The organism is Candidatus Merdisoma sp. JLR.KK011 (genome assembly GCF_036941125.1).
Classification (GTDB): Bacteria; Bacillota; Clostridia; order Lachnospirales; family Lachnospiraceae; genus Laedolimicola.
On sequence record NZ_JAYWSZ010000004.1, the window covers coordinates 43,000 to 66,143 of the forward strand.

The 23,144-nt window shown below is 46.4% G+C and carries 28 protein-coding genes; 2 read left to right on the forward strand and 26 right to left on the reverse strand.

Annotated features, from left to right (window positions below):
- Nucleotides 1-26: 26 nt before the first annotated feature.
- Genes VV089_RS13700 through VV089_RS13710 form a run of 3 tightly spaced genes read right to left on the reverse strand, consistent with a single transcriptional unit; the run spans nt 27 to nt 3,306 of the window.
- Nucleotides 27-1,316: a bifunctional folylpolyglutamate synthase/dihydrofolate synthase gene (locus VV089_RS13700; RefSeq protein ID WP_334336301.1), complete on the reverse strand. Its 1,290-nt coding sequence runs from the start codon at nt 1,314-1,316 to the stop codon at nt 27-29.
- A gap of 29 nt (nt 1,317-1,345) precedes the next feature.
- A complete protein-coding gene (locus VV089_RS13705) occupies nt 1,346-1,939 on the reverse strand; it encodes a hypothetical protein (RefSeq protein ID WP_334336302.1) in 594 nt (197 codons plus the stop codon).
- Nucleotides 1,939-3,306 (reverse strand): AAA family ATPase, encoded by a 1,368-nt coding sequence (locus tag VV089_RS13710; RefSeq protein ID WP_334336303.1) that lies wholly within the window; start codon nt 3,304-3,306, stop codon nt 1,939-1,941. Before VV089_RS13710 ends, VV089_RS13705 begins: the two co-directional genes overlap by 1 nt.
- A gap of 204 nt (nt 3,307-3,510) precedes the next feature.
- On the opposite strand from VV089_RS13710, the gene VV089_RS13715 reads away from it, so the two are divergent.
- Complete coding sequence (locus VV089_RS13715) at nt 3,511-3,930, forward strand: putative ABC transporter permease (RefSeq protein ID WP_334336304.1); 420 nt, start codon at nt 3,511-3,513, stop codon at nt 3,928-3,930.
- 213 nt (nt 3,931-4,143) lie between these two features.
- On the opposite strand, the gene VV089_RS13720 is transcribed toward VV089_RS13715, so the two are convergent.
- The 15 genes from VV089_RS13720 to VV089_RS13790 form a co-directional block, all read right to left on the reverse strand.
- Nucleotides 4,144-4,914, reverse strand: coding sequence for a sulfite exporter TauE/SafE family protein (locus tag VV089_RS13720; RefSeq protein WP_334336305.1), 771 nt, complete (start codon nt 4,912-4,914; stop codon nt 4,144-4,146).
- Nucleotides 4,914-6,374: a sulfatase family protein gene (locus VV089_RS13725; protein WP_334336306.1), complete on the reverse strand. Its 1,461-nt coding sequence runs from the start codon at nt 6,372-6,374 to the stop codon at nt 4,914-4,916. Before VV089_RS13725 ends, VV089_RS13720 begins: the two co-directional genes overlap by 1 nt.
- Nucleotide 6,375: 1 nt before the next feature.
- A complete protein-coding gene (locus VV089_RS13730; RefSeq protein ID WP_334336308.1) occupies nt 6,376-7,122 on the reverse strand; it encodes an ABC transporter ATP-binding protein in 747 nt (248 codons plus the stop codon).
- Nucleotides 7,112-7,915 carry an ABC transporter ATP-binding protein gene (locus VV089_RS13735; RefSeq protein WP_334336309.1) on the reverse strand — a complete coding sequence of 268 codons (804 nt, stop codon included), beginning with the start codon at nt 7,913-7,915 and terminating at the stop codon, nt 7,112-7,114. Before VV089_RS13735 ends, VV089_RS13730 begins: the two co-directional genes overlap by 11 nt.
- Nucleotides 7,894-8,271: an ABC transporter permease gene (locus VV089_RS13740; RefSeq protein ID WP_442891548.1), complete on the reverse strand. Its 378-nt coding sequence runs from the start codon at nt 8,269-8,271 to the stop codon at nt 7,894-7,896. Before VV089_RS13740 ends, VV089_RS13735 begins: the two co-directional genes overlap by 22 nt.
- A gap of 260 nt (nt 8,272-8,531) precedes the next feature.
- Nucleotides 8,532-9,953 carry an ATP-dependent nuclease gene (locus VV089_RS13745; RefSeq protein WP_334336310.1) on the reverse strand — a complete coding sequence of 474 codons (1,422 nt, stop codon included), beginning with the start codon at nt 9,951-9,953 and terminating at the stop codon, nt 8,532-8,534.
- The gene (locus VV089_RS13750; RefSeq protein ID WP_334336311.1) at nt 9,953-11,125 is read right to left on the reverse strand and encodes a DUF262 domain-containing protein; all 1,173 of its coding nucleotides are present in this window, start codon (nt 11,123-11,125) and stop codon (nt 9,953-9,955) included. Before VV089_RS13750 ends, VV089_RS13745 begins: the two co-directional genes overlap by 1 nt.
- Nucleotides 11,126-11,350: 225 nt before the next feature.
- On the reverse strand, nt 11,351-12,175 hold the full coding sequence (locus VV089_RS13755; RefSeq protein ID WP_334336312.1) for a PD-(D/E)XK nuclease family transposase: 825 nt from the start codon (nt 12,173-12,175) through the stop codon (nt 11,351-11,353).
- Nucleotides 12,176-12,253: 78 nt separating this feature from the next.
- A complete protein-coding gene (locus tag VV089_RS13760; protein ID WP_162225358.1) occupies nt 12,254-12,436 on the reverse strand; it encodes a transposon-encoded TnpW family protein in 183 nt (60 codons plus the stop codon).
- A gap of 30 nt (nt 12,437-12,466) precedes the next feature.
- On the reverse strand, nt 12,467-13,324 hold the full coding sequence (locus tag VV089_RS13765; protein WP_334336313.1) for an ATP-binding protein: 858 nt from the start codon (nt 13,322-13,324) through the stop codon (nt 12,467-12,469).
- Nucleotides 13,321-14,073 (reverse strand): phage replisome organizer N-terminal domain-containing protein, encoded by a 753-nt coding sequence (locus VV089_RS13770; protein ID WP_334336314.1) that lies wholly within the window; start codon nt 14,071-14,073, stop codon nt 13,321-13,323. The genes VV089_RS13765 and VV089_RS13770 overlap by 4 nt, the downstream gene beginning before the upstream one ends.
- 122 nt (nt 14,074-14,195) lie before the next feature.
- Nucleotides 14,196-14,594 carry a cysteine-rich VLP domain-containing protein gene (locus VV089_RS13775; protein WP_334336315.1) on the reverse strand — a complete coding sequence of 133 codons (399 nt, stop codon included), beginning with the start codon at nt 14,592-14,594 and terminating at the stop codon, nt 14,196-14,198.
- Nucleotides 14,575-14,745 carry a hypothetical protein gene (locus VV089_RS13780; RefSeq protein ID WP_334336316.1) on the reverse strand — a complete coding sequence of 57 codons (171 nt, stop codon included), beginning with the start codon at nt 14,743-14,745 and terminating at the stop codon, nt 14,575-14,577. Before VV089_RS13780 ends, VV089_RS13775 begins: the two co-directional genes overlap by 20 nt.
- Nucleotides 14,742-16,388: a MobQ family relaxase gene (mobQ, locus tag VV089_RS13785; protein WP_334336317.1), complete on the reverse strand. Its 1,647-nt coding sequence runs from the start codon at nt 16,386-16,388 to the stop codon at nt 14,742-14,744. Before mobQ ends, VV089_RS13780 begins: the two co-directional genes overlap by 4 nt.
- Before the next feature lies 1 nt (nt 16,389).
- Complete coding sequence (locus tag VV089_RS13790; RefSeq protein ID WP_334336318.1) at nt 16,390-16,659, reverse strand: DUF3847 domain-containing protein; 270 nt, start codon at nt 16,657-16,659, stop codon at nt 16,390-16,392.
- 234 nt (nt 16,660-16,893) lie between these two features.
- On the opposite strand from VV089_RS13790, the gene VV089_RS13795 reads away from it, so the two are divergent.
- Nucleotides 16,894-17,106: a helix-turn-helix domain-containing protein gene (locus tag VV089_RS13795; protein ID WP_016220459.1), complete on the forward strand. Its 213-nt coding sequence runs from the start codon at nt 16,894-16,896 to the stop codon at nt 17,104-17,106.
- Nucleotides 17,107-17,153: 47 nt separating this feature from the next.
- On the opposite strand, the gene VV089_RS13800 is transcribed toward VV089_RS13795, so the two are convergent.
- The 8 genes from VV089_RS13800 to VV089_RS13835 all read right to left on the reverse strand — a co-directional run bounded on the left by VV089_RS13800 (nt 17,154) and on the right by VV089_RS13835 (nt 23,137).
- On the reverse strand, nt 17,154-17,687 hold the full coding sequence (locus VV089_RS13800) for a DUF5720 family protein (RefSeq protein ID WP_121708538.1): 534 nt from the start codon (nt 17,685-17,687) through the stop codon (nt 17,154-17,156).
- A gap of 5 nt (nt 17,688-17,692) precedes the next feature.
- Nucleotides 17,693-18,151, reverse strand: coding sequence for a sigma-70 family RNA polymerase sigma factor (locus VV089_RS13805; RefSeq protein WP_150838672.1), 459 nt, complete (start codon nt 18,149-18,151; stop codon nt 17,693-17,695).
- 10 nt (nt 18,152-18,161) lie between these two features.
- Nucleotides 18,162-18,611, reverse strand: coding sequence for an RNA polymerase subunit sigma-24 (locus tag VV089_RS13810; protein ID WP_334336020.1), 450 nt, complete (start codon nt 18,609-18,611; stop codon nt 18,162-18,164).
- A gap of 123 nt (nt 18,612-18,734) precedes the next feature.
- Nucleotides 18,735-19,130 (reverse strand): RNA polymerase sigma factor, encoded by a 396-nt coding sequence (locus tag VV089_RS13815; protein WP_016289805.1) that lies wholly within the window; start codon nt 19,128-19,130, stop codon nt 18,735-18,737.
- Nucleotides 19,131-19,565: 435 nt separating this feature from the next.
- Nucleotides 19,566-20,141: a DUF1062 domain-containing protein gene (locus VV089_RS13820; RefSeq protein ID WP_334336021.1), complete on the reverse strand. Its 576-nt coding sequence runs from the start codon at nt 20,139-20,141 to the stop codon at nt 19,566-19,568.
- A gap of 200 nt (nt 20,142-20,341) precedes the next feature.
- Nucleotides 20,342-20,620, reverse strand: coding sequence for a CD3324 family protein (locus VV089_RS13825; protein ID WP_016289807.1), 279 nt, complete (start codon nt 20,618-20,620; stop codon nt 20,342-20,344).
- Between the two features lie 243 nt (nt 20,621-20,863).
- Nucleotides 20,864-21,217, reverse strand: coding sequence for a TnpV protein (locus VV089_RS13830; RefSeq protein WP_334336319.1), 354 nt, complete (start codon nt 21,215-21,217; stop codon nt 20,864-20,866).
- Nucleotides 21,218-21,256: 39 nt separating this feature from the next.
- Nucleotides 21,257-23,137 (reverse strand): DUF4368 domain-containing protein, encoded by a 1,881-nt coding sequence (locus VV089_RS13835; protein ID WP_334336320.1) that lies wholly within the window; start codon nt 23,135-23,137, stop codon nt 21,257-21,259.
- Between the last annotated feature and the right edge of the window lie 7 nt (nt 23,138-23,144).

A 23,144-nucleotide genomic window follows, 5' to 3' on the forward strand; every position in this document is an offset into this window, starting at 1 on the left:
ACCGTGTTTTGGCGCTTACCAATCAATCAGCCGGCTTCTTTCCGCACTGCCCGGATCAAGTCGCCAAGATAGGACAGGGAGCCGAAAGCCAGAACCATCCCGTCCCCACCTGCGTAGCCCTTTGCCTTCTTAACTGCCTCCGGGATATTCTCTGCCGCCTCTACATTGGGATTGTACTTTCGTACTGCCTCTGCAAGCTCCTCTGCCGGCAGCGCTCTTTGATTGTCCGGGGTCATAACCGTCACTATCCGCTCCGCCTCCGGAGCCAGACGGCTCATCATATAGTCATACTCCTTGTCTCCAAGGACGCCGATGATAAATATCTTCCGTTTTTCCGGAACATAAAGCTTCAAGGTCTCCAAAAGCCGGTCTGCAGCATCCCTGTTATGGGCGCCGTCCACCAGGAACAGGGGATCCTCCTCTATCACGGTAAACCGGCCGGCCCATTCCGTCTGCTCCAGCCCTCTGCGAAGGGCCTCTTCCGTTACGGGATAGCCAAGCTCTCTCAATGCGTCTATAACCTCCAGGGCTGCAGCGGCATTTTCAAGCTGGCAGCTTCCCAGGATTCCCGGACGGAGGTTTGTCCTGTCTTTGTAGGTAAAGCTCTGATCCTCAAAGCTTATTTTTTTATCCTTAAGCTCCTCCTTTTGCACCTCCCGGTAGGAAGCCCGCTTCTCCCGGCAGGCTTCTTCAAGCACCTCTCGAACCCGGGCTGTCTGCACCGTGCTTATGACTGTGGTATCCGGCTTGATAATTCCGGCCTTGATCCTGGCAATCTCCTCCAGGGTATCTCCCAAAAATCCCATATGATCCATACTGATAGATGCAAATGCGGATACCAGCGTGGTTTTTACTACATTGGTTGCATCTGTGAGGCCGCCCATGCCCGTCTCCAGAACCACAATATCACAGTCCGTTTCCTTAAAATAGAGAAATGCCAGGGCTGTCTCCACCTCAAAGGCTGTGGGATGGGCCAGGCCCTCCGCCAGCATCGCCTGCCCCGCCTGGTAAATGCGCTCTGCCAGCCTTGCCACTGCTTCCTCCGGAATATAGGCTTCATTTACCTGGATGCGCTCCCGGTATTCAAAAATTGTGGGGGAAATGTATCTTCCCACCTTGTATCCGGCTTCCTTCAATATCGTAGATACATAGGCCAGAATGGAGCCCTTGCCGTTGGTGCCCGCGATATGTACAAACTTGAGATCGTCCTGGGGATTCCCGAGACGGGAAAGAAGCTCCGTCACCGTGTCAAGTCCCAGAATGTAGCCGTATTTTGATGTATCATCTATAAATGCTCTTGCTTCCTCGTATGTCATGGTCTCCTCCTGATCTCCTAAAAACAGCCCTATGCAATTGCATAGCTTCCTCTTCCGTCCTCTGGATTCAAACGTATCTTGTGATGCAAAAATTCTCTCTTCCCAAGAAAATCCAGCTTTATCAACTGCTTATTCCAATCACACTCTTTTTCTTTATACTCCGGAGAAGCTTTTTTATACATCTGATATCTCTGCTTTCCTGGATTTGCAAAATCATTGATCTTATCATTCCTATACGCAGAATAGAGATGCACCCTGTCCAGACATATCTCTATCCCCAAAAATCCTGCAATTGCCATACCATTCTGTATAGCTCCTTTTGCCTGCTCTTTGATCTGCTCCCACTGAGACAATCCGATAGTGCGCTTCAGCTCAAAAATATGCATTTCCCAATTATTCCCTTTGTATTTATATAAAAGATAGTCTGCACATTTCTGATTTTTGAAATATCGTAATTTTTTATCCTCCAGTCTGCTGAATAATATGCCTGGATCTGGAAGCTCCAGGATCAGCTCTGCCTCCCCCTGTTCCTTCTTTTCCTCCAATACAAACTGATGGTCATTCCAACATACCAGGTGCTCATCCAACAGCTTAAGCCGTTCCTGTAATTTTGCAGAAAACATTACTCCTCCTCGCTTTCCACTTTTTCAATGCAGTCAATCTGGTCATTCAGCTTCTTGAGTGTGTTATAAAATGTCATAGCTTCAAAGCCATAGTCGCCGCAGGGCAGCTTCGTAACCGTTGTCCAGTTTTCTTTATCTACGTCAAATTGATAGACTGCCACATCTTCTCTTTTTAAAAGATCCTGAACGTCATATCCCAGTTCCTGCAAAAAAGTTTCTTTTCCCTCTGCCGTTTCCAGTTTCAGCATATTATTCACATGTTGAAGGATAATATCACTGTGTGTTGTAACAAATACCGGCACCCCTTTGTTGTGTATCCGAATCAGTACACGGGCAATGGCCCACTGAAGTTCCGGATGAAGCGATATCTCCGGCTCCTCCATAAGCAGCGTTCCCAGATTTGTATACTGCAAAAACAGCAGCAGCGGAGCCATCTCCGTAACAACTCCCGATACCACAAACATCGGCAGCTGCTTCTCCTGGCCTTCCGGCGTATAGAAAATCTCATGGGAGGGAAACTCCGTTCTCCTGACACGGCCGTGAATCACCTGCTGTTCTATAAATTCTACAATCTCTCCATATTCTTCCCTGGGTTCTTGTGTATCTAATTGGCTTAATACCGTCAGAAAATCACTGTTGGGCTTTGTAAGAAGATTCTTACTGGTTTCCTGCAGGTTGAATTTATCCTGCATGGCACTGCCTACCAGGGACTTATAGGTAAGAAGAAATCCTGTTCGGGCCATGGGAAAATAAACGGCATCTCCATGCCCGATTTCTGTAAAACCATCTTTCAGCATGAATTCCATCATATAGGCAAGAAAAAAGCGGACACCGTCTCTCTCTCTAAATCGGCTTACTGGTATGCTATAGCCAAAGATAACACTTTTTTCTCCATCCATTCCGAATATTGACATATGAGCTTCCTTATCGTTTACATGATAGCCCTGGCTGATCTTAAAGCCGCAATCCGTTTTTTCGGAGAAGCTCACATGTATCTGCTCTATCTCCATTTCTTTGTTAAACAAATCCCGAAGAAACTTTTCCTTATTCTTCTCCAAAATTGTATTTAGCAATTCGGCAAAATAAGCGCATTCCTCTGAAGTTAGTTTAAAAATCTGAGACGAGTTCTCTGCATCTAAGTTGAGATTAGGCTCCAGTATCTTGACGCATTTTTGATAAGCCGGGGAATCTTCAGCAAAATCATATTTCGAAAAAAACAAACGAATATTAAGCAAACCATATAACAATGTCATCATATAGCTTTTTCCGCTGTTATTGTCCCCAAGAAAAAATATCATCGGCGCCGCCTCAACAACCGCTTCTTTTATTTTTCCAAAGTGTTTCACATGCACAGACCATCGATTCATACGCTTCCCCTTTCCTTTCTGCCCTATGGCCGGCTGCCGCCATCCTCTTGTTCCAAAAAATCTCAATCTCACCTGAATATATAAAGTCTATCCCATATCGCAAAATATTTTCAGCTTCATCTATTTTTCTGCATTCCAAGTATATTACATCCTCCGCCTTATTTCAATAGAATTTCTTCCGCCTTTTCTGCGCATACTATCCCTATGAAAAATAAATTTATTCTCTGCGGACTTATCGGCTGGTGCCTGGAAATCTTCTGGACGGGCCTCAAATCCCTTCAGAGGAGGCAGATGAAGCTGGTGGGCCATTCCTCCATCTGGATGTTTCCCATTTATGGGATGGCCGCTTTTCTGGCTCCTGTCTCCCGTTGGATTCAAAAGAAAGGGACGCTTTTTCGGGGGAGCGTCTATGCCTGCATCATTTTTCTCGGGGAGTTCATCACCGGAAGTCTGCTGAAAAAGCGCGATATGTGCCCTTGGGACTACAGTAAGGCACGGTGGAACATTGACGGCGTGATACGTCTTGACTATGCCCCGGTCTGGTTCTTTACCGGGCTGCTGTTTGAAAAAATATTCCGCCGGATGCAGCCCTCTTCCGGCCCGGCCCCAGTCAACCGCCCGTAAAAAACGGGATGCTTTGCGTGTCCCCCTATCTACTGAGCATACCATAAAATAAGGCATCAGCCATTTCCAATATCCCGTGTGCCGTCCAAACACACGAGATGGAAATGACTGACGCCTTATTTTTCGAATATCCCTTCTTCTTCCCATTTTGCAGCATCCCTGCAGTACCGCATATGTCTGCATTCTTTCCAACACGGTAAGAAATGTTACTGTCTAATCACAAAAAATCTGAAACAGATGAAACACATTGAGCCCGATCAAAAACCACAGCAGAAGGGAAAAGAAGCCTTCCGTCCGCCTGTCGTCCATTCTTTTCGCAGCAGCACTTCCAAAGACCGCTCCCGTCACTCCCCCTGTGCACATCAGCAATAACACTGCGGGGGGAAATTCCGGCACCGTATGCGTCAGCAAAACCGCCCCGAGACTGGCTGTCTGGGAAACGAAAATAATAAACAGCGAATTCCCGGCCGCCTCCTTTGCCTCCATGGAAAAGAAAAAATACAAAACCGCAAGATTCAAGGGCCCTCCGCCGATTCCCAGAAAAGAAGATACAAATCCCAGAGCCAGCCCGATCCCCATGCTCGCTTCCCGTCTTGCAACAGTAAGCCCCGCCACACGCTTTTTATTCCTCACATAAATAAGAACCGCGCCATTCACCAAAAACAGCAGCGCCGTCTGTATCAGTCCCAGATTTCCCCCAATGGCAGAGGCCGCCTGCTTTCCGAAAATACCCCCTGCCGCTGCTCCAAGGGACAGATACACCGTAAGCCTAAGATTTTTACTTCCCAGGGCATTTCTCCTGCGAAGCATGCTGGATACAGCCATAGCCAGAACGGTACATCCCGAGAGAAAGCTGGCCGCAGCCGGGGGAAACTCCCCCATGCTGTCCAGCACAGGCTTCATAATGACGCCTCCCCCGATTCCGCTGACGGCGCCGATAAAGGAGGCTGCCAGGGCCGTGAAAAAATATATGAAAACCCTCATCAGCCGTAATCACCGCTGGCGCGGATATCCTGAAGGGCCTCTCCCGTATTTTCCAGGGGTTCAAAGCGGACGTCATAGGGGTAGGCCTCATAATCCCAGGTAAGCTTTCCGATATCCCGGACTTTCACGCTCATTACGCGTTTTAACAGAAGAAGGGTAAGCTCCTCCCTGGCTTTGCGAAATTCCGGCTCCTCGTAAAGGTTATGAAGCTCATAGGGATCCGAGTCCAAATCATACAATTCACAGCGGTCGTCTCCGTAGATCGATAATTTTAAGCTGCCCCTGCGTATCATTGCCCCCGCTCCAAAGGATGTGGGCGCGTGAGGCGCCGTGATTGTAAAGCCTTCTATGGGCTGTTTCCAGGTAGGGCATCCCCCTCCCGCTTCGCAGAGTATGGTCTCCTTCCCCGTCGTATCCCCCTTATCAAGGGCGGCTGCCCAGGAGGTTCCCGTCATCGTAGGCGGAATCTCCACCCCCAGAAGCTCCAGCAGGGTGGGAGCCAGATCTACCTCCTCCGTCAAGCCCTCAAAGGACAGTCCCCTCCACTTTCCTTCCGGATGGACAAGAATTGCCGGAATATGGGACAGGCACTCATAAAAGGTAGGATTTTTATGGGTCATTCCATAATCGCCCAGCAGCTCCCCATGATCCGAAAAGAACAAAACCACCGTCTCTCTCTTGCCGCCGCTCTCCTTCAAATATTCCATAATCCGGCCCACACTGTCATCCACATAGCGGATCTGCCCCATATAGTGGGCCATAGCCCTGCGCAGCTCTTCCCCGCTGCACGCTTCCATCTGGGAGTGAACGCGGAATACCTCATTTCTCACAGGCTGCTTTTCCTTCTCATAGGCCGTTACTCTGGGAGACAGCTCAATCTCCTTCGGATCAAACATGGTGTCATAGGGCTTCGGACAGCAGTAGGCCGGATGGGGATCCTGATAATTCACCCACAAAAGATACGGCCTGTCCCTGGTCTCCTCCATAAAGTGAATTGCCTCCTCCGTAAGGCGCCCCGTGATATTAAAAGGATGATCCTCCTCAAGGGTAAAGGAGGAATAAGCCTTTTTATAAGCCGGATGCCCATCATAATTGCCAAGGCAGATTTCATCCAGGCTGTCCCATACCTTGTTAAGCTCTGAGTAGGTAAACAGATGGTTTTTCCCAAACATCCCCGTCCGGTAGCCGGCCTTTTTCAAGGAGGTAACAAGGTTGGGAACCTTCGGAGAAATGGTAGACCAGTAATTCCGGTGATTATGCTCGGAAAAATAAGTGCTGGTCGCAAAGCTGCACCGGCTTGGGCCGCACAGGGGAGCCGCGCAGTACATATTTTCAAACCTGACGCCCTCTGCGGCCAGGCTGTCAATGTGCTTTGTTCCAATAGATGGATGCCCGTAGCATCCTAGATAATCCGCCCTCAGCTGATCGGGCGTTATGATAACCAGATTATACTTTTTCATCTTACCACCATTTAATCAGATCCGTAACCTGGCTGCGCAGAGCCACAAACTCCGGATCAGACACCTTTCTCGGCCTTGGCAATGTATTGACAATCTCTGTCTTAATGTGGGTAGGCTTATTTGTCAGAACCAGAATCCGATCGGACAGGTAGACGGCTTCTTCAATGTTATGGGTGATGAAAAGAACCGTGGTCTTGATTTCCCGCCACATTTTCAGAAGCTCGTCCTCAAGCTTGTATTTCAAAGATAAATCCAGCTGCCCGTAGGGCTCGTCCATCAAAAGCAGATCCGGCTCTATGGCAAATGCCCTGGCAATTACCACGCGCTGCAGCATACTGGCGGAAAGCTGGCTGGGATAGTAATTCCGGTATTTGTCAAGCCCTACCATGCGTATCACATAGTCGGAGCGTTCCTTTAGCCGTTCCTTGGGAAACTTCTTTGCCTTTAGGCCGAACTCCACATTTTCCTGGATGTTCAGCCATTCCATCGTGGAATATTCCTGAAAAATGTAAGCCAGATTGTGTCTCTGGGGATTGATCTCCTCCCCATCCACCCGGATGCTGCCCTGACTGGGCTCATAAATCTTAGTCATGGAATTGAGAAATGTAGTTTTTCCGCACCCGGTAGGGCCTACAATGCAGAGAAACTCCCCGTCATAGACGTCAAAGGAAACGTCGTCCAGCACCAGGAGATCCCCAAATGCTTTTGTTAAGTTCTTTACCTGGACTTTTACCCTTCTATCCTGCATCCGCCTCGCCTCCCGTCGTCATATTGTCCTCTGCCAGCCGGGTAATCTCCTCCCGGAGCCTTAAGAACTCCGGACTTGTATTATCCCGGGGCCGGGGCAGATCAATCACGTACTCTTTGGCTGCGGATGCGGGCATATCCGTAAGCACCACAATGCGATCCGCAAGATAAACGGCCTCTTCCACGTTGTTTGTCACAAAGACTACCGTCCTCTTCTCCTCCCCGCAGATGCGCTCCACCTCTTCTTCCATCAGATACCGTGTCTGCGCATCCAGATGGCCGAAGGGCTCGTCCATAAAAATAATCTGGGGCTCGCTGCAGTAGGCCCGGGCAATTCCCACACGCTGCTGCATTCCTCCGGAGAGCTTCACCGGATAGCTGTTCTCGAATCCCGTCAGACCTACCAGATCAATGTAATACTGCGCCCGTTTCTTCCACTCCGCCTTCTTTACGCCCCTCATTCTCGGCCCGAAGGATACATTTTTCATAACGCTCATCCAGGGAAAGAGCGCCGTTGTCTGATACACCATTCCCCTGTCCCAGGAGGGGCCTTCCACCTTTTTCCCGTTTACCTCAATCTCTCCTCCCGTTGTCTTTTCCAGTCCTGCCAGAAGGTTCAGAATCGTCGTCTTGCCGCACTGCCCCGGGCCAAAAAGCACCAGAAATTCATTTTCCCTCACTTCCAGATCGAGATTTCTCACAACCTCATTTGTCTCGTTCTGCTTTCTGTTTCTGGCATAAAATGTCTTGCAGACCTTGCTGCATTTTACCGCTAATTTCCCCTTACCGTCCATGCGCACAGCCTCCTCTCCAGAACTCTCATCAGATTCGCCAGGGCAAACCCTACAATGGCAATGGAAATCATTCCCACCAGAATCAGCACCGTATCTCCCGTATTCATTCCCATATTGATGATCCATCCCGCGCCTTCGTAGGAGCTTATCATCTCTGCCGCCAGCACGGCCATCCAGGAAGTGGACAAAGACACTTGAAGCCCTGCGAAAATATACGGCGTGGCGCTTGGAAGAATAATATGAAGAAAAATCTGCCCTTTGTTCGCCCCCAGAAGCTGTGCCGCCCCAATAAGCCTTGGATCCGCCTTGCTTGTGCCGTCATAGGAATTGAGAACAATGTTGGAAAAGCCTCCCATAAATATAATAAAATATTTTGTCGTCTCCCCAGTGACGTTTTGTAAAGGACTTTTTAATCAAATTCACAAAAAATTTACATTTCAGGGCAAAAAAATAGAGCCAGGAACCTGTTTTTTAGGTTCCCGGCTTATTAACTTTGTTTATGTGTTTCTATCAACTTTTTTATTACCTGCCTGTTTTTGCGTCATTACTTGGAAGAAAAATATAATTTCTCTAAACTCTTATCAATATAACAACAATCATTAACGCTAATTATTTTTTAATGATTAATACAACTCTTTAAGTCTGAAATAAAACTGTCTATTCCTTCACTCATATCTTGCATAATATTATAAAAAACTCGAACCAACATTCTCCCATGAACACCGAGAAATTTTCTCAATTCTTCGAACCAATCATGATGGTCATTTCCATCAATCGTTGCCAACATAGTTATTATCTGGCTATCGCTCTTTCCCATATTATCACAAAATTTTTTAATGTTTTCTGCATTATGCAAGTATTCTCTATATAATTCTTCCAATGGTTTATTCCCCGGCAGAAAAACCCATTTCCATTGTAATTTCTCTGTATTTAAATGATTTCTCATATCTCCATCATATACACCTATAAAATCGTATTTAATTCTATCACTTGCCGGAAATTCAAGACGACAAGAGATTGCTTTTTCTCCACCTTCCGCAATGTCGATTGTATATCTTTTCAAAATATATGGAGCCTTATCCTCTAAAATAATTGAAAGAAAATCATATGCAACTCTATCTTCAACAAACAATGTTCCCATATAATTTTGCGAAACACCTAATATGTCTTCAGCCATCATATTGTCATCAGGTTTTGTAACCATAGCAATATTCCCCATTCTACTCACAATTCTTATATTACCATTTTTTATATGTTCTAACAAATATGGCGAATGCGTAGTCATAATTATTTGAATTCCTTTTTCTGCCATTTGTTTCCCCAAGTAATTTGAAAAATGCATTTGTGAACATATACTAATGTATGTTTCTGGTTCTTCAATAATGACAATTGTTCCCTGATTACATTTATTTATGCACCAGAACAAATATAGTAAAAAGTGCTCCCCTCTCCCCATACTTCGAGAATCATATTCTATTTGATCAATGGTAACCTGAAAATATGGCACAGTTCCTATTTCTTCAATTTCTTCAAACTCCCATACTCTGCAATCTTGGTATCTTTTCCCCGTCAAATAACAGATATCCTCTATTTCTTCTTCAGACAACCTATATTCTTCATTTTGTTCAAGTAATTCTTCAAAATTTGCCTGTTTAATAGTAAACTCTTGAATATTATTACTTTCATCACAATCCAAATATATAATTTTATCTAAGTCATATCCAGTATCGCAAAGTCGATATCCCGTGCAATTTGAACATCGGATTTCCTTTTTTTCGCTTACAACCTTTCCATTAACCGTACTTCCTTTTAACTTATGTCTGTCACTTTCTGTTAAAATTACTCCTAAAATATCTTTTACCGCAGCAATTACCGTACTTTTTCCTGCTCCGTTCAAACCACATATTGCAGTTATTCCGTCTGAAAAAGAAATTTCTTGTAAATCGTTTAAGCCATTAAGCTCTACGCCGGATACACTATTTAAATATTTTCTCTTATATGCTCTATCCCAATAATCTGTTTCTTTCGCCTTTCTCATTAAAACTTTTCTCCCCAATTATATTTTTCAACAATTTTCTCAAGTGTATAATTTAAATTTTCAAGTTCTTTAAATGTATTTATAGTATATTGTATAAGTTCTGTTTCGTTTCCCCATAACATATCTCTAAAAACTGTAATAATAATGTCACGATATATAATTGAAAGAGCGTCTGTACTTCCCATACTAGATCTTTGGTTAAAAGTATTGAGCATTATCTCAAAAAATGAATTTCTCTTTTGCAAAGAAGAGAAAACTTCTATGTATCGTTGATCTACTTTTTTGTATTTTCCTTTTATAAAGGCTCTACAAAATTCAAAGTAACCAATAACATTTTTTAATTCCGTATCACTCAAAGACAAATTTCTACGAATAAAAACAAACCAGCTAAAAATTGTTGCTTTATTAAATGAATATTTAAAATCATCCCAACCAATAATACACTCCATAAATTTTTCTAAAGTTTTAGCAACTATCCTAATACACTCATCTGAAAAAGGTATTGCTTGACGATATTGAATCGAAATATCATTAGATGTTATCTTTTTCTTTAATGTTCCCGTTTCAACTGAAAAACAAAATTTTGAGATAATTTCATCGTAAGCCAGCCTGGAATTTGAAAATCCAATTGTTTCTTTACTTGCTCCTAATGCAACAAACTTATTGGACAATTCTTTAACCTGATCTCTGGTAACACCAATATATGCATTCCTTTGTTCTGCAGACGTTAACGCCGTAGGCTGATTTAAACGATAAAATAATTCTGCCGGTTCTTCTGGTTGATATTCTGTTAATCTTATAATAACAATACTATATTGCCTAAATTGCCTTTGCCATTTTTTAGGAAGATCACGATAATGCATACCATCTAGCTGAATAAGTTCAGAATTTTCAGGCAGAATTTTTCCGTCAATACAAATTATATTATCATAAAAATCTCGTATAGCTGCTAATCTTTGCTGACCATCTAATACTTCATCTATGGATTGATTATTATGTATTACATGGATAGGTGGTATCTTCCAACCTCTTAATATTGAATCTATTAACTTTTGTTTCTTCTGAAGTGTCCAAATCTCCCCTCTTTGAAAGTCCGGTTGCAAGTCCATATCTTCATTTTTTATTCGATTTACTATTGTTTCGATTTCTAAATCTGTAGATTCACATTTCATAAAGTTTTATCCTTTCTTACAACTATATTACATTTCAGAGAGAAAATTTCTACTGTTTCTGTTCAAACTGTTTCTAAACTTTAATCTAACGAAATCATAAATAACTTGTTCAATGTCAATTACTACAACTAAACAATTTATTGGCTTTTTATTCCTCTTGTCCAAGTTCAATTTCAGCAAGAATAAGCCAAGAACCTTTTTTAGATTCCTGGCCTACAGTTCTGTTTACACTGTTCTTTCGGCTTTCAATTTCTTTACTTCATCAAGAGAAAGTCCAGAAATACTCGCAATTTCTTCCAGAGCATATTTTCCAGCTGCCAGCATACGAAGCGCAACTTCTTTTAAAGATTCAATTCTCATATCCTCCATAATTTTACACATCTCGCTCACTCCTTTCGGGTTCTCTTTTAGATACCGTGTTCTGTTTGCCATCAATTCAAAATTCATATCATCTGCCTTGGTGCAATTAAAATCGTGCATGAGTTTTCCTATAGCAGAATCCCCACGATATTCACCATTCACATAAAGAATATGCTCCCCATCTTCAAAAGATTTACCCGTTGCAAGGTTGATTCTCTCAATTGGATAAACAGCTTTACCCTGACCATAAAAATCTTTTTCAATGATAAAAATTGTATATGTGTCTGGCAACTCTTTAAATTCCTGACCAGAATGAAGATTCTCTATATCCATTACGCTTGAATGGTATCTTGCCCTATGTGGATCTGCTCCCTTGTCCTGCCTCTGGACTTCTAAATCATATTTTTTTCCAACCAAATCCGTTCCATATGCGTCCAAACAGATAGAACGTGCCCCGGCCAGTCTTTTCATATCTTTCTGTGTTTCACACTCAGTAATAATTAAATCAGGTTTATCAGTGATAATGCGTAACACAAATTCAGCCAATGGAATGTTATCCTTAAAAAGACAACGCATAAAATCATCGTCGATTGGCCTTAACAAACGCAAACGTTGCAAATCTTCCTGATGTTGCTTATCTGTCACTGTCAATCTTCCCACCTGCTTTCCCTTCTGTTTTCGTATCTCCATACTACCATAAACCTCCTGATTTTACAAGCCGGGAGCCAGCGCATTTCTGAATCCCGGCCTGTTTCCGTTATCGCTTTTTCACATCTGCTGTATCTCATTTTTCAGCATACGCTTGATTTTGTCACTCATGGTTTCCTTGCTCGTCTTGCTGAAATGAACCCTCACAATGTAGGTCGTCCGGCCAATCTTCTTCACCAGTGCAGGAGCGTCCTTAGCCGGTGCCGTGATGGTAGTGTCCTCTGTGATTTTCTCGCTGCTCATAAATTCTCCTTTTCATGCAATCAGATTTTGTTATCCCTTACTCACAATCTCTTTCGCCGCCGCTTTGGTCGCCCTGGCTCCTTCCTCCCGGAAATTCTTTCCGGAAAAGAGAACCGGCGCACACCGTTCCAGTATGCGATCATAAATCCTTGCGTGGGCAAGGTCTGGCGGGTTCTTAATCTTTTCCAGTTTCAGGTTTGTCGTGACAATCAGCGGCTTCTTACTCCGATACCGGCTGTCAATGACGGTAAACATCTGCTCCATGGCATACTCGGTATTCCTTTCCACCCCTAAATCGTCAATGACAAGCAGGCTGTAATCGTCCAGGCTGGTGATAAAGGCCGCCCTGTCCTCGGCAAACACACCGGTCAGCCGGTTCAGGATAGACGGGAAATTTGTCATCAGTACTGGCACGTCACGGTCAAGCAGGGCATTGGCGATACAGCCGGCAAAAAAGGATTTCCCGGTTCCCACGTCACCAAAGAGCAGAAGGCCGGTATTGTCCCGGTACGCCTCCTTCCAATGTTCCACATAGGCGTGTGCCTTCTCCATGACGGGATTCTGGCCGTTATCGTTGGCAAAAGTGTAATCATAAAGGTATCTGTCCTGAAGCCCCTGTGCCTTCCGGCGTTTGACACGCTTCATGCGTTCCCTCTGTTCCTCCATGGCTTTCCGTTCCTCCTGCGCTTTCTGCTGGCAGGGGCAGAGGCAGCGGGGCATGAAATAGCCGGAGCCTCCGAACCTCGGCACAACGGTCTGACGGCTGCCACGACATTTCTTACAGTGAATCAACCCGTCTGCCGGTTCTATGTATTCGTCCCCGGCAAGTTCCATATCCCCGGCTGCCCGGTCAATGGCCGCCCGGACTTCTGCGGTAATCTCTATCATATGGTTTCTCCTTCTTCTACTCTGTAATCACGGTTCCGGGCAGGCGGTTTCTCTTTCTTTTTGTCGGCATTCGCCCAACACCGGATTGTGGCGGCATGGTTTTTATATTCTTTTCCGCTGGATTTCATATACTCGGACAGCCGCTCAATGTACTGTTCCCAGAGGGTGGGGAGTTCCGTTTGGAGTTCTGCTAATTCTACAGAAGATAGAAATACATTCTGGTATCTCCCATAGATGTGTGTCTTATCCCCCTCTCTATTCTCTATACTCTTATCTCTAATCTCTTTATCTCTATACTCTAATATAGGCGGACATTTGTCCACCCGGCCATTGGACGGACAAATGTCCGTTTCCCCGGACGGGAGCAGGTTCTGGCGTTTCAGCCTCATGCGCTCCTTTTTCTTCCGCTCCCCCTCGCTGGATGACTGGCCGATCAGCAGCTGGATATCGCTCATGTAATAGGCTCCGCCTGTCAGTATCTCCACAAGGCCAAACTCCTGAAATATCTTCAAAGCCCGCTCCACCGTGCCTACCTGATGTCGGGTAAAGGTGGCTATGGTCTGCACGGTATGGGGCAGATAGTCATTCAGCAGGAGTACGCCGTTGCTTTTCAGCGACATTAAATACATCTTGAGCAGGAGATTGGAGTACAGAAGGCCGTCCTGCGTACTCTCCAGGATGACCATGGTTTCGCTGTTATAAAAATTCTCTTTCAGCTTGAGGTAATAAAATCGTCGATTCTCTGTCATTTAGTTGCTCCTTTGGTTCAGAATGGGTTATTTCGGCTCTTGTACGCATTTTAAGGGGGCTTTTGGAGTGTCGGTGATAAAAAGTATTGCCTCCCCTCCGACACGCTCCGAAAGTGCTTGATTTACAAGGCTTTTTCCGCTCCTAAATGCGTAGAATCATGGTATCTTTTCCGCTGTCGTTCTGCCTCCTTCCTCCGGCGCACCCTGGCGGCACATTCCCTACAATATTTCGCCCGGTTGGAGCCGGGCAGGAAAAGAGCGCCACACTCGCTGCACCGCCTGCTTTCCAGCCGGTGGTAAAGCGCCGTCTCCAGCTGGTGGTCTAAGGGCAGCACCGCCACACGGAACCAGCGGCAGAGCAGGGAGTGGGAAATGCTCTGGACACAGACGCACCCGTCCCCCTCGTCAAGCGCCATACACTGGCCGTTGTCGTAGTTGCAGCACTCACGCACCAGCCGCCTCGCCCTGCGGTACTGCCGGTAGTCCATGGCCGGGATTCGCTCATGCCGCCTGTTTCCCATATCTCACCTTGCAGCGGCACAAAGACGGCTGCCCTTCCCTGAAAAGGAAAACTGGCTCCGGCGCTTTCACCCCCGCAGGCGCTGGCGGCGTGGGCGGCACGGGTATCTTTATGGTGATGGTGATTGTCATGGTGATAAACTGCTGTGTCATAATTCCTGTTCCTCCTTCTTTCTGGCTGGTTCATTTTCCGTCCTGGCCAACTGTTCCGCTGTCTTTTTCAGATTCTCCACCGCCTTGATGTCCTCCCGCATGGATTTCATTTTCTGGTACTGTACCGATTTCTCCGCTTTCAGGCGGTCGGCTTCGGCCTGCCATTTCTTCGGGGTGATTTCTTCGCCGTTGGCTTTCAGCTTTTCCAGATACCGGACGGCGGCCTCATATAATGCCAGTTCCGCACTGTGCTTCTGCTCAAACTGCTCCTTTTTCTTCCCCGGCTTCATCTTGTCGAACTGGCGGTGGGTTCCTTTGTTCCTCTCGTATTTCTCCCACATGGAGAGATGTTCGCCCAGCACTTTGATACGCCGCTCGGCGGTGACAATCTTCCCACGAAGGGAATAGTAATCTTTGTTCATGGCGGCCACTTTTTCATAAAGCTGCTCCATGGAAGTAATGTTGTTGCCGTTCAGGAAATTGAACAGGGCAGCGCTTTCTTTCAGGTTCCTTATCTTCCCACACCGGGAGCCGTGTTTCCCTGTTGACAACTGTGCCTCGTAAAGCTGCGCCATGATACTGTCTTTTCCTTCTGGTTTCTCTGCCTGCTCTTTCGTCCATTTATAGAGCCGGGTAATCCGTGCCTTGATTTCCTTCAGCAGCTTATTGTCGGCAGCAATCTGGCGGTTGATATTTCCTTTCTCTGTGGCAATGCCTTTCCGCTCCATCTGGCTTGCGGCAACTCCCAGATGGATAGAAGGTATCTTGTCAATGCCCTGACGCTCGTAGGAGCGGTGGTCAATCCGTTCCGGCCTTCCCACCGCCTCCAACGCTCTGTTGGCGTAAGCTGCCCAGGCAGCCCTCCACTTCTCTACATTTCCTTTGTCGTTCCAGTCGGTGGTGTCTTCCCGGTGGTTCTTCCAGCCGCCTTTACCGTTGGGGATTCGCTGGCCGTTTTCGTCCAGTTCGTAGGCCTTCCGGCATTTCGCTCCCCACTGTCGGTTTTCCTTTAGCGGTCGGATGGTGAGCATGACATGGAAGTGGGGATTTCCGTCTTTCTTGTCATGGATAGAGAAATCCGCACACATACCGGCGGCGACAAAGGTATCGCTGATGAAGGAGCGGGCAAGCCGCAGCTGTTCCTCCCGGTTCAGTTCTACCGGCAGGGAAATCTCTATCTCACGGGCAAGCTGTGCGTCACGGGTCTTTTCAACCATCTCCACACTGTTCCAGAGAGTGCTGCGGTCTTGAAATTCCGGCGGGGCATGGGGCGGCAGGATAATCTCTGAATGGACAACGCCCCTCTTTCTGGTGTAATCATGGGTAAGCCCGTCCCATTCGTTGGTCATTTTGGTTCCGCTCCGGTAAGCGGCAGCGCCCACGGCGGACTTGGCCTTGCTGCGCTTGATAATCTGGACGGGCATATGGAAGATGGCTATGGCGGTTCGCCTCCTTTCGGGTGGGAATAGATTGGCTTCGCTGGAAAGGGCAGACGCAGAGCGGATGTCCTTTCCAGCGGAGCATACAAGGGGTTTGGGGAGTGTAGCGCCCCATTGCGTCCAGAGGACGCCACGCCCCCGGCAGGGCGCACGCACCGGAACGGTGCATAAGTGCGCCGTTGGATTTTTAAGATTGTTGCGCACCTTAGCTTCTAGGCTCGTTTTTCAGCAGCCACATGACTTCCGGCAGGCGGGAAATAGCAGATAAAAACGCCTTGACTTCCTCGCCGGTCATAGCGGCAGCGGCAGGGAAGATACTTTCCAGAATTGCCCCATGCTCAATCAGGCGGCGTGTCCTGGTTTTCCGTTCTGCGTCCGTTTTCCGGTTCAGGAGAATCTTCTGTCTATTCTCCAATTGGCGGATTTCTGTCTTTACTTTTTCCAGCTGGTTTTTCAACTTGTCTATATCTGACATTTGCGATCATCTCCTTTCGGGCGGCAAAAAAAGACAGCCGTTTCCGGTTGCCTCATGTGATAAAATGTTCTGTTTTTACAATTCACAAGCAAACTAATTTCTTTCCCTACACACGGTCAATATTCTCTGATAATCGTTTTTATCTTTTCGATTTTGAATAAAAGAGGGAGTATACACGCACCATATGATTAAGGCTTACCGACAGTTAAAATACAAGGGAAGGGAGCTGACAGCATGATTAAATATGACCGGCTCTGGTCTACCCTTAAAGAGCGGGAGATTAGCCAGTACAGACTAATCAAGGATTTCGGCATAGATAAAGCACAGCTTCATCGGCTGCGGAAAAACATGGTTGTCAAAACCATGATTCTCAACAACCTGTGCCGGATTCTAAACTGCCGTATTGAGGACATCATGGAGTATGTACCAGACGAAGATACGGACTAAAGGGGCAATGCAGATTTGGATTTGCAGAGCCTCTTTTTTTATTGCCTTCACCGTTCCTGCGCCGGCGGTTTCTTATCCAGGTAGAGTTTCCCGGCCATGACAGCGGCATGGTTCCTGATTTTGATTTCTCCCCGCTTCTCACTGGCTCTGGCGTTCTTGTAACCCTCATCAGAGAGGAAAAAACGGTATCGCTCTCCGGGGAATCCCACTGGGCTGTCACTGTTCAGGATATCCACCGTTACCATGTGCCTTGTTTCCGGCAGGAACCTCTCCATGCCTGCCAGGTCATGCCCCTGCAGAACCGGCTCCCCCTTTCTGGCTTTAGCAGCGGCAAGCCTCTGGCGGATAGAATTATCCCGCTTTTCGATAAAGGCGGCCCGGTTATCCGCAATAAATCGGCTGCACTCCGGCTCCGCCAGTTTTTCCAGTTTCCGTATGGTATTCTCGACAATCACTTTTGAGAGTAAATCGTCCTTTCGTTCCAGAACCGGCACAATCTCTTTCAGCCCGGCAAGGGTTTCTTCCTTCGTTGGTGCGGCATACTGGTAGAGCATTTCCAGTTCGCTTTTAGTAAAGTTCATTTTCCTTATTCCCTCCACTTCTTTTTCTCAAAATAATTCCGCATTCGCTTTAAGCCGCTCTTAACGGTCTGCTGTACCACGGATACGCTCACACCTTCCTCTGCGGCAATCTCAATCAGTTTTTTGCCAAGTATGTAGCGGGCATGGATACGCCTTGCCTGTATGTCCGTCAGATTATCCATAGCTTCGGACAAATGTTCCAGTGTGGCAAGGAAAAGCTGTTCTTCCTCCTGTTCCAGCAGAATCTCCTCCGGGGATTTGGCGGTAAAATCAAAGGCACAGTTTTCAATCCCGTCCTCACAATCAAGGGAATAGTACGCCTTGTGATACCAGATTTTGCGGATGCGGTTGTTTTCCTCCCTCCGCATAAGCAGCAGAGCCTCGGCCACCTCGTCCGATACCTCAATCAATGTGTCTGTGGCAAAAAGCGGGTAATAATATTTTTTCAGGTTGATTGTCTGCATAGGCCGCACCTCATTCCGTCTGCTGACGGCTATAAAACTCACGCATACATTTCAGGCCACGGTGTACGGAACGGTTTACCACACTTTTGTCAACGCCTTCCTCTTTGGCAATCCGGGTAAAATCTAATCCCCTGATGTAATAGCCCTTAACACGTCTTGCCTGCATGGGAGTGATAATGGAGAGCGCCTCGTCCAGCATGGCAAGCAGCTTTTCATGGGCGGCCTGTTCCTCTTTCAACAGGATAATTTCTTCCGCTGACGGGCTGTGTTCCAGTGCGTACTTCTCCGTCCAGTCAAAAGCGTCCAGGGAGTAAAATGCCTTGTGGTAACGTGTCCGGCGGTCATAGTTGTACATCTCCCGGACAGACTGCACCATGGCCTCGGCCACTTCGTCCGATACCTCCACAAACACGTCCCCGGTGTAGTAGGGATAACAGTACCTTAGATTGATTGTTTTCATGACTGACCTCCTAAAATACAGAGAGGACAGGCAGCGGTTTCCTGCTTGTCCTCCCCGAAAATATGATAGGGAAAAAGTTCCCTTCACTGGTTAGCCCGAAATCGGTCAATCGTAGGGTCTGTATCAGAAAAATTTTTTGATTTTCTTCCGTACCGCCTCAATGCTGTCCTGTATGGCAGCTTTGGAGCAGCGGCAAAGCCCGGCAATCTCGGCATAACTCAAACCGTCCAATGCGTAGAGCAGAAACCGGCGGCGCTGCGCCTCGGTACAGAGCGCAAGGGCGGCCTTAATCTCCAGCATGGTTTCTTTCCTGCATACCCACTGTTCCGGTGTCTGGTAGTAGCAGGAGCGCCCTTCGGTGAGGATTATGTACTCATCAAACTCCCGGCTGTCCCAGTGCCTCCGCTTTTCATGGGCAAGGTTTTCTTCCTTGTGGCCGGCTTTGTCCAGATACTCGTATACTTCGACTGTGACCTCCACGGACAGGGCTTGTCCGTCTATGTTGATGGTGACTTCCATCTTCCTTTCCTCCGTTCAGATTTTTTGCAAAGATTCCTGAACGGAGTGAGGCGGGGAACGGCAGTGGGGAGCATGTGCGCCTCCCAAGAAAACAAAAGCGCCCGGATGGTTAAATTCCATTCGGACGCATAAGATACGGTATTCAGTTAGAATATGACAAATTTCGCATTTGTGTGTAGACAGTTCCCTTTGTGGGAAATGGATTTTTTTAATCGCTTATTTTTTAGCCGATTTTGTAAAAACAGGTTATGATTCATGACGGCTCCTTTCACCAGCCGCCATTTTGGGAAATACTAGGGCAACAATCTTTTTGTAAATAAAGAAACAGCGGCTTTGCCTTTCTCAAAACCGCTGTCTTATGGGCACATACAAATATGTCTGCTGTATAACGGCTTTTTTTCTTTCGCCATTATTCGGCAGATGATTTTTCTTAATTCAAATTCTACTCATTTGTAGTTCATTATCAAAAACAAGGGTAACACCTTCTTTCAATTTACATTTTTTTAAATCCTGATTGGGAAAACTCTTTATTTTCCCACTTGTAATCAGTTGTAGATATTCCTTTTCTGACAGAAGTAATTTGCTTCTCACAACAGAAGATACCTTAACAGAAAGAGAATACTTACTTTTGATTTCAAGTTGTACGGTTTCATTCAGAGAAAAGCAATCACCAATAACAGAATATTGGGGCAAACCGACTTCCACACCATTCTCTTGTAAAAACTGGCTATCCATTGCATATTTCTCTACAAGTTCGTTATCATTTTTATAAAATCCGTCCAATAGCTGCGGCTTTACTGCTTGTGGAGAAATACGGGAATAAACAGTAGCGTTCCATGTGGTATTGCAATCACAGCATTTGTAAATTAACCAAATATCCAAGTATCTGCGCTGGGCATTTACCCGGAATTGCCGTGAACAAGCAAACAGATTTTTTCTTCCACATTTCTTGCAATATTTTAATACAGGCAACAAGGAAAGGCTTTGTACTTCCCATATAATTTTTTTCACTCCGTAATTCCTCCTGATTCTTAAATCTAAAAACTAAAAGGCGGATTGTCACAACATTTTTTCATAAAAGCCATACCTCCTTATGTTTCTTGCAAATAAATTGTATCATCATACAATACAGAACCAAACCTAATACTCTTTTTATAAATAAACATAAGAAATGGGCTGATGTATTTTGAAATAATACCAGCCCATTTCTGTCAATTATATTCTTTTTTTAACTGCCCGATAATTCTCTGAATACTTTTCAAAGATAGAAAATATTTTTCGGCAAGGAATTCCATTCGTTTCCCTGCAAGGTAGTCATCATAAATACGTTGGTTTCTATCTTGTAATTCCTGACGTGTTGAGGTTGTTTCTCCCCAGCTTTTTTTGTTATCAGAAATTCTGGGGATATACAAAAATTCTCCATCAATGTATTCCTGAACTTTCAGAAGTAAATCATGCGGCAGAACGTGTGTTGCTTTTTTGTAACCCATTTTGCACTCCTAATGTGATTTGTCTACCAGGAACTGCAAGGTCTATCCGCAACACCTATTCACTTTTTAATCGTTGCGATAGCCTTGCTTACGCAACAATAACGATAGGATTAAGCATAAATCCCCAATCCTCCTTTCCTTTTACTCCACACTAAAAAATTTTATTGCAGAGTGCGACAAGGTGAAACCTCAAATTCATTTATGAAAAGAAAATGAGGAATATTTTATTATTATACCTTGCCTTTAGTTATAAATCAATTCTGTGCAAATGATTTCTTCCGCCTGCGCCTTACAGTTATTTGCCAGCCCCACCCATTTCATCTGGTCGGCCGCTTTCAGTTCCTCGGTCACACCGGCGGCCTTCATCAACTGTGGCATAAGAATATCCATTCGCTCATTGGCTGCCTCGTCAATCTCCAACAAATGGGGATAGAGTTTTTCCGTTAGGAGCAGGCTGGTATACAGCCCTTTCCGGTGTTCTTTCAGATAGCGGAGCCTCATGCGCCCATACCTGCCGATTGGCGTGTCCGGCTGCTCCTTCAATACCAGATTCGGGATATAGTAATCGCCAACTTTTGTATAAGTCAGTCCATTCATGTGTATGCCTCCTTGTCCTTTCTGTGATATGCCAGCCGCCTACATAGCGGCTCTGTCCGGTGCTGGTGCTTTTTGGGGTTCTTTTTTTGGCAGGCTGCTGGCCGGGATAAACACGCCTTTTTCCATATCCTCGGCACGGATAGCGGCTTTCTTTGCCTCGATTTCAGCCTTTTTCTTTGCCCTGATTTTATTCTCGTACCGTTTTTGTGTCCCGTTGGCTTTGCGCCGGAGATACGCCTGGTGCAGCTTGTCCTTGCGTTCCTCCTTTTTCCGCAGGGCTTCCAGTTCCTCCGGAGTGAGGTTCACTTCCCCGAAATGGAGCGGTATGTACCTCCCGACAAAATTGAAGTAAATCTCAACCTCCTGCGTGGTTTCAGCACTGCCTTTTCGGTCACGCTCATGGACAAGGATTTTCTTCACAAACTCATTCAGCATGGTGGTAGTCAGGTTATTAAAATTCTCGTACTTGTCAACAAGGGCGATAAATTTCTCCGCTGCTTTCCGGCTCTGCTCATATCCGGCGATTACCTTTTCCAGTTCGGCAATCTCACCGGAAAGGGATTCCTGCTCCTTTGCGTACTGTGCGTCCAGGGCGGCATATCTTGCGTCCGGCAGCTTGCCCAGCACATTGTCCTCATAAATCTTGCATATCAGTTTTTCCAGTTCCCCGGCTCGTTTCTGTGCTGCCGCCAGCCGTTTCCGCTTTCTGTTGATGTCGCTGGCCTGCTGCTCGGCCTGGGTTTCCTGAACCGCTTTGATAAACTCTGCCCGGTCATTCCTGGAATACTCCGCAATCGCCCGGAGCATATCGGAAACCAGTGTCAGGACGGCGCTTTCGTTGATTCGGTGCTGTGTGGCGCAGAGGACGCCAACCGGAACCTTGCTGTACCGGGAGCAGGTATACTGTGAAATACGCTTGCCGTTGTTGGTGCGGTGGACATACATCTTGCCGCCGCAGTCGGCGCAATAGAGCAGACCGGTGAGCGGGGCGGCTTCTCCCCACCCGTCCGGGTAACGCTTCACATTGGAGCGGATTCTCTGCACATTCTCAAAGGTTTCCGGGTCAATAATGGCGGTGTGGGTGTTCTCAAAGATTACCCATTCATTTTCGTCAACATAGTGGCTTTTCTTGTCCTTGAAATGTTTGCGGGTCTTAAAGTTGATGGTGTGGCCTAAATACTCACGCTTTTTCAGGATATTGACGATAGTGGAAGAACCCCAGCCATAAGGGTCTTTAAACGTCTTGGATTGATTCACGCCCTCCCCGTAATGGGAAAGGTGCAGGGAAGGTATCTCAATCTTTTCCTGTGACAGCCGGTTCGCAATCTGGTAGGGGCCGTATCCGTCCAAAGTCATAGCGAATATCCGGTGCACCACGTCAGCGGCTTCTTCGTCCACAATCCAGTGTTCCCGCTTTTCGTCCCACAAGTAGCCGTAAATGACCGTACCGGTCAGGTGCTTGCCGCTCATGCCTTTTGCCTTGAACACGGATTTAATCTTACGGCTGGTATCTCTGGCGTAAAATTCATACATGATGTTCAAGAATGGTGTAAAATCATTCTCTCCGTTGGCGCTGTCCACTCCGTCATTGATGGCGATCAGCCGGACGCCTCTCTGTCGCAGGATTTCCATGACCTGGCCGACTTTGAGATAGTCACGTCCCAGACGGCTCATGTCTTTGATGATGATTGCCTCCACGTTCCCGACCTCCACTTCCTCCATCATGGCGGTGAATCCGGGGCGGTCGAACCGGGTTCCGGAGATTCCATCGTCCGTGAAATGGGTCGGGTTGGGAAAACCGTTGCGGCGGGCGTAATCTTCCAGCATGGATTTCTGGTTGCTGATGGAATTGGATTCCCCATTCAATTCATCGTCACGGCTCAATCTCTCGTATAATGGAGTGATTTTGGTTTTCGTCATAGCGTCT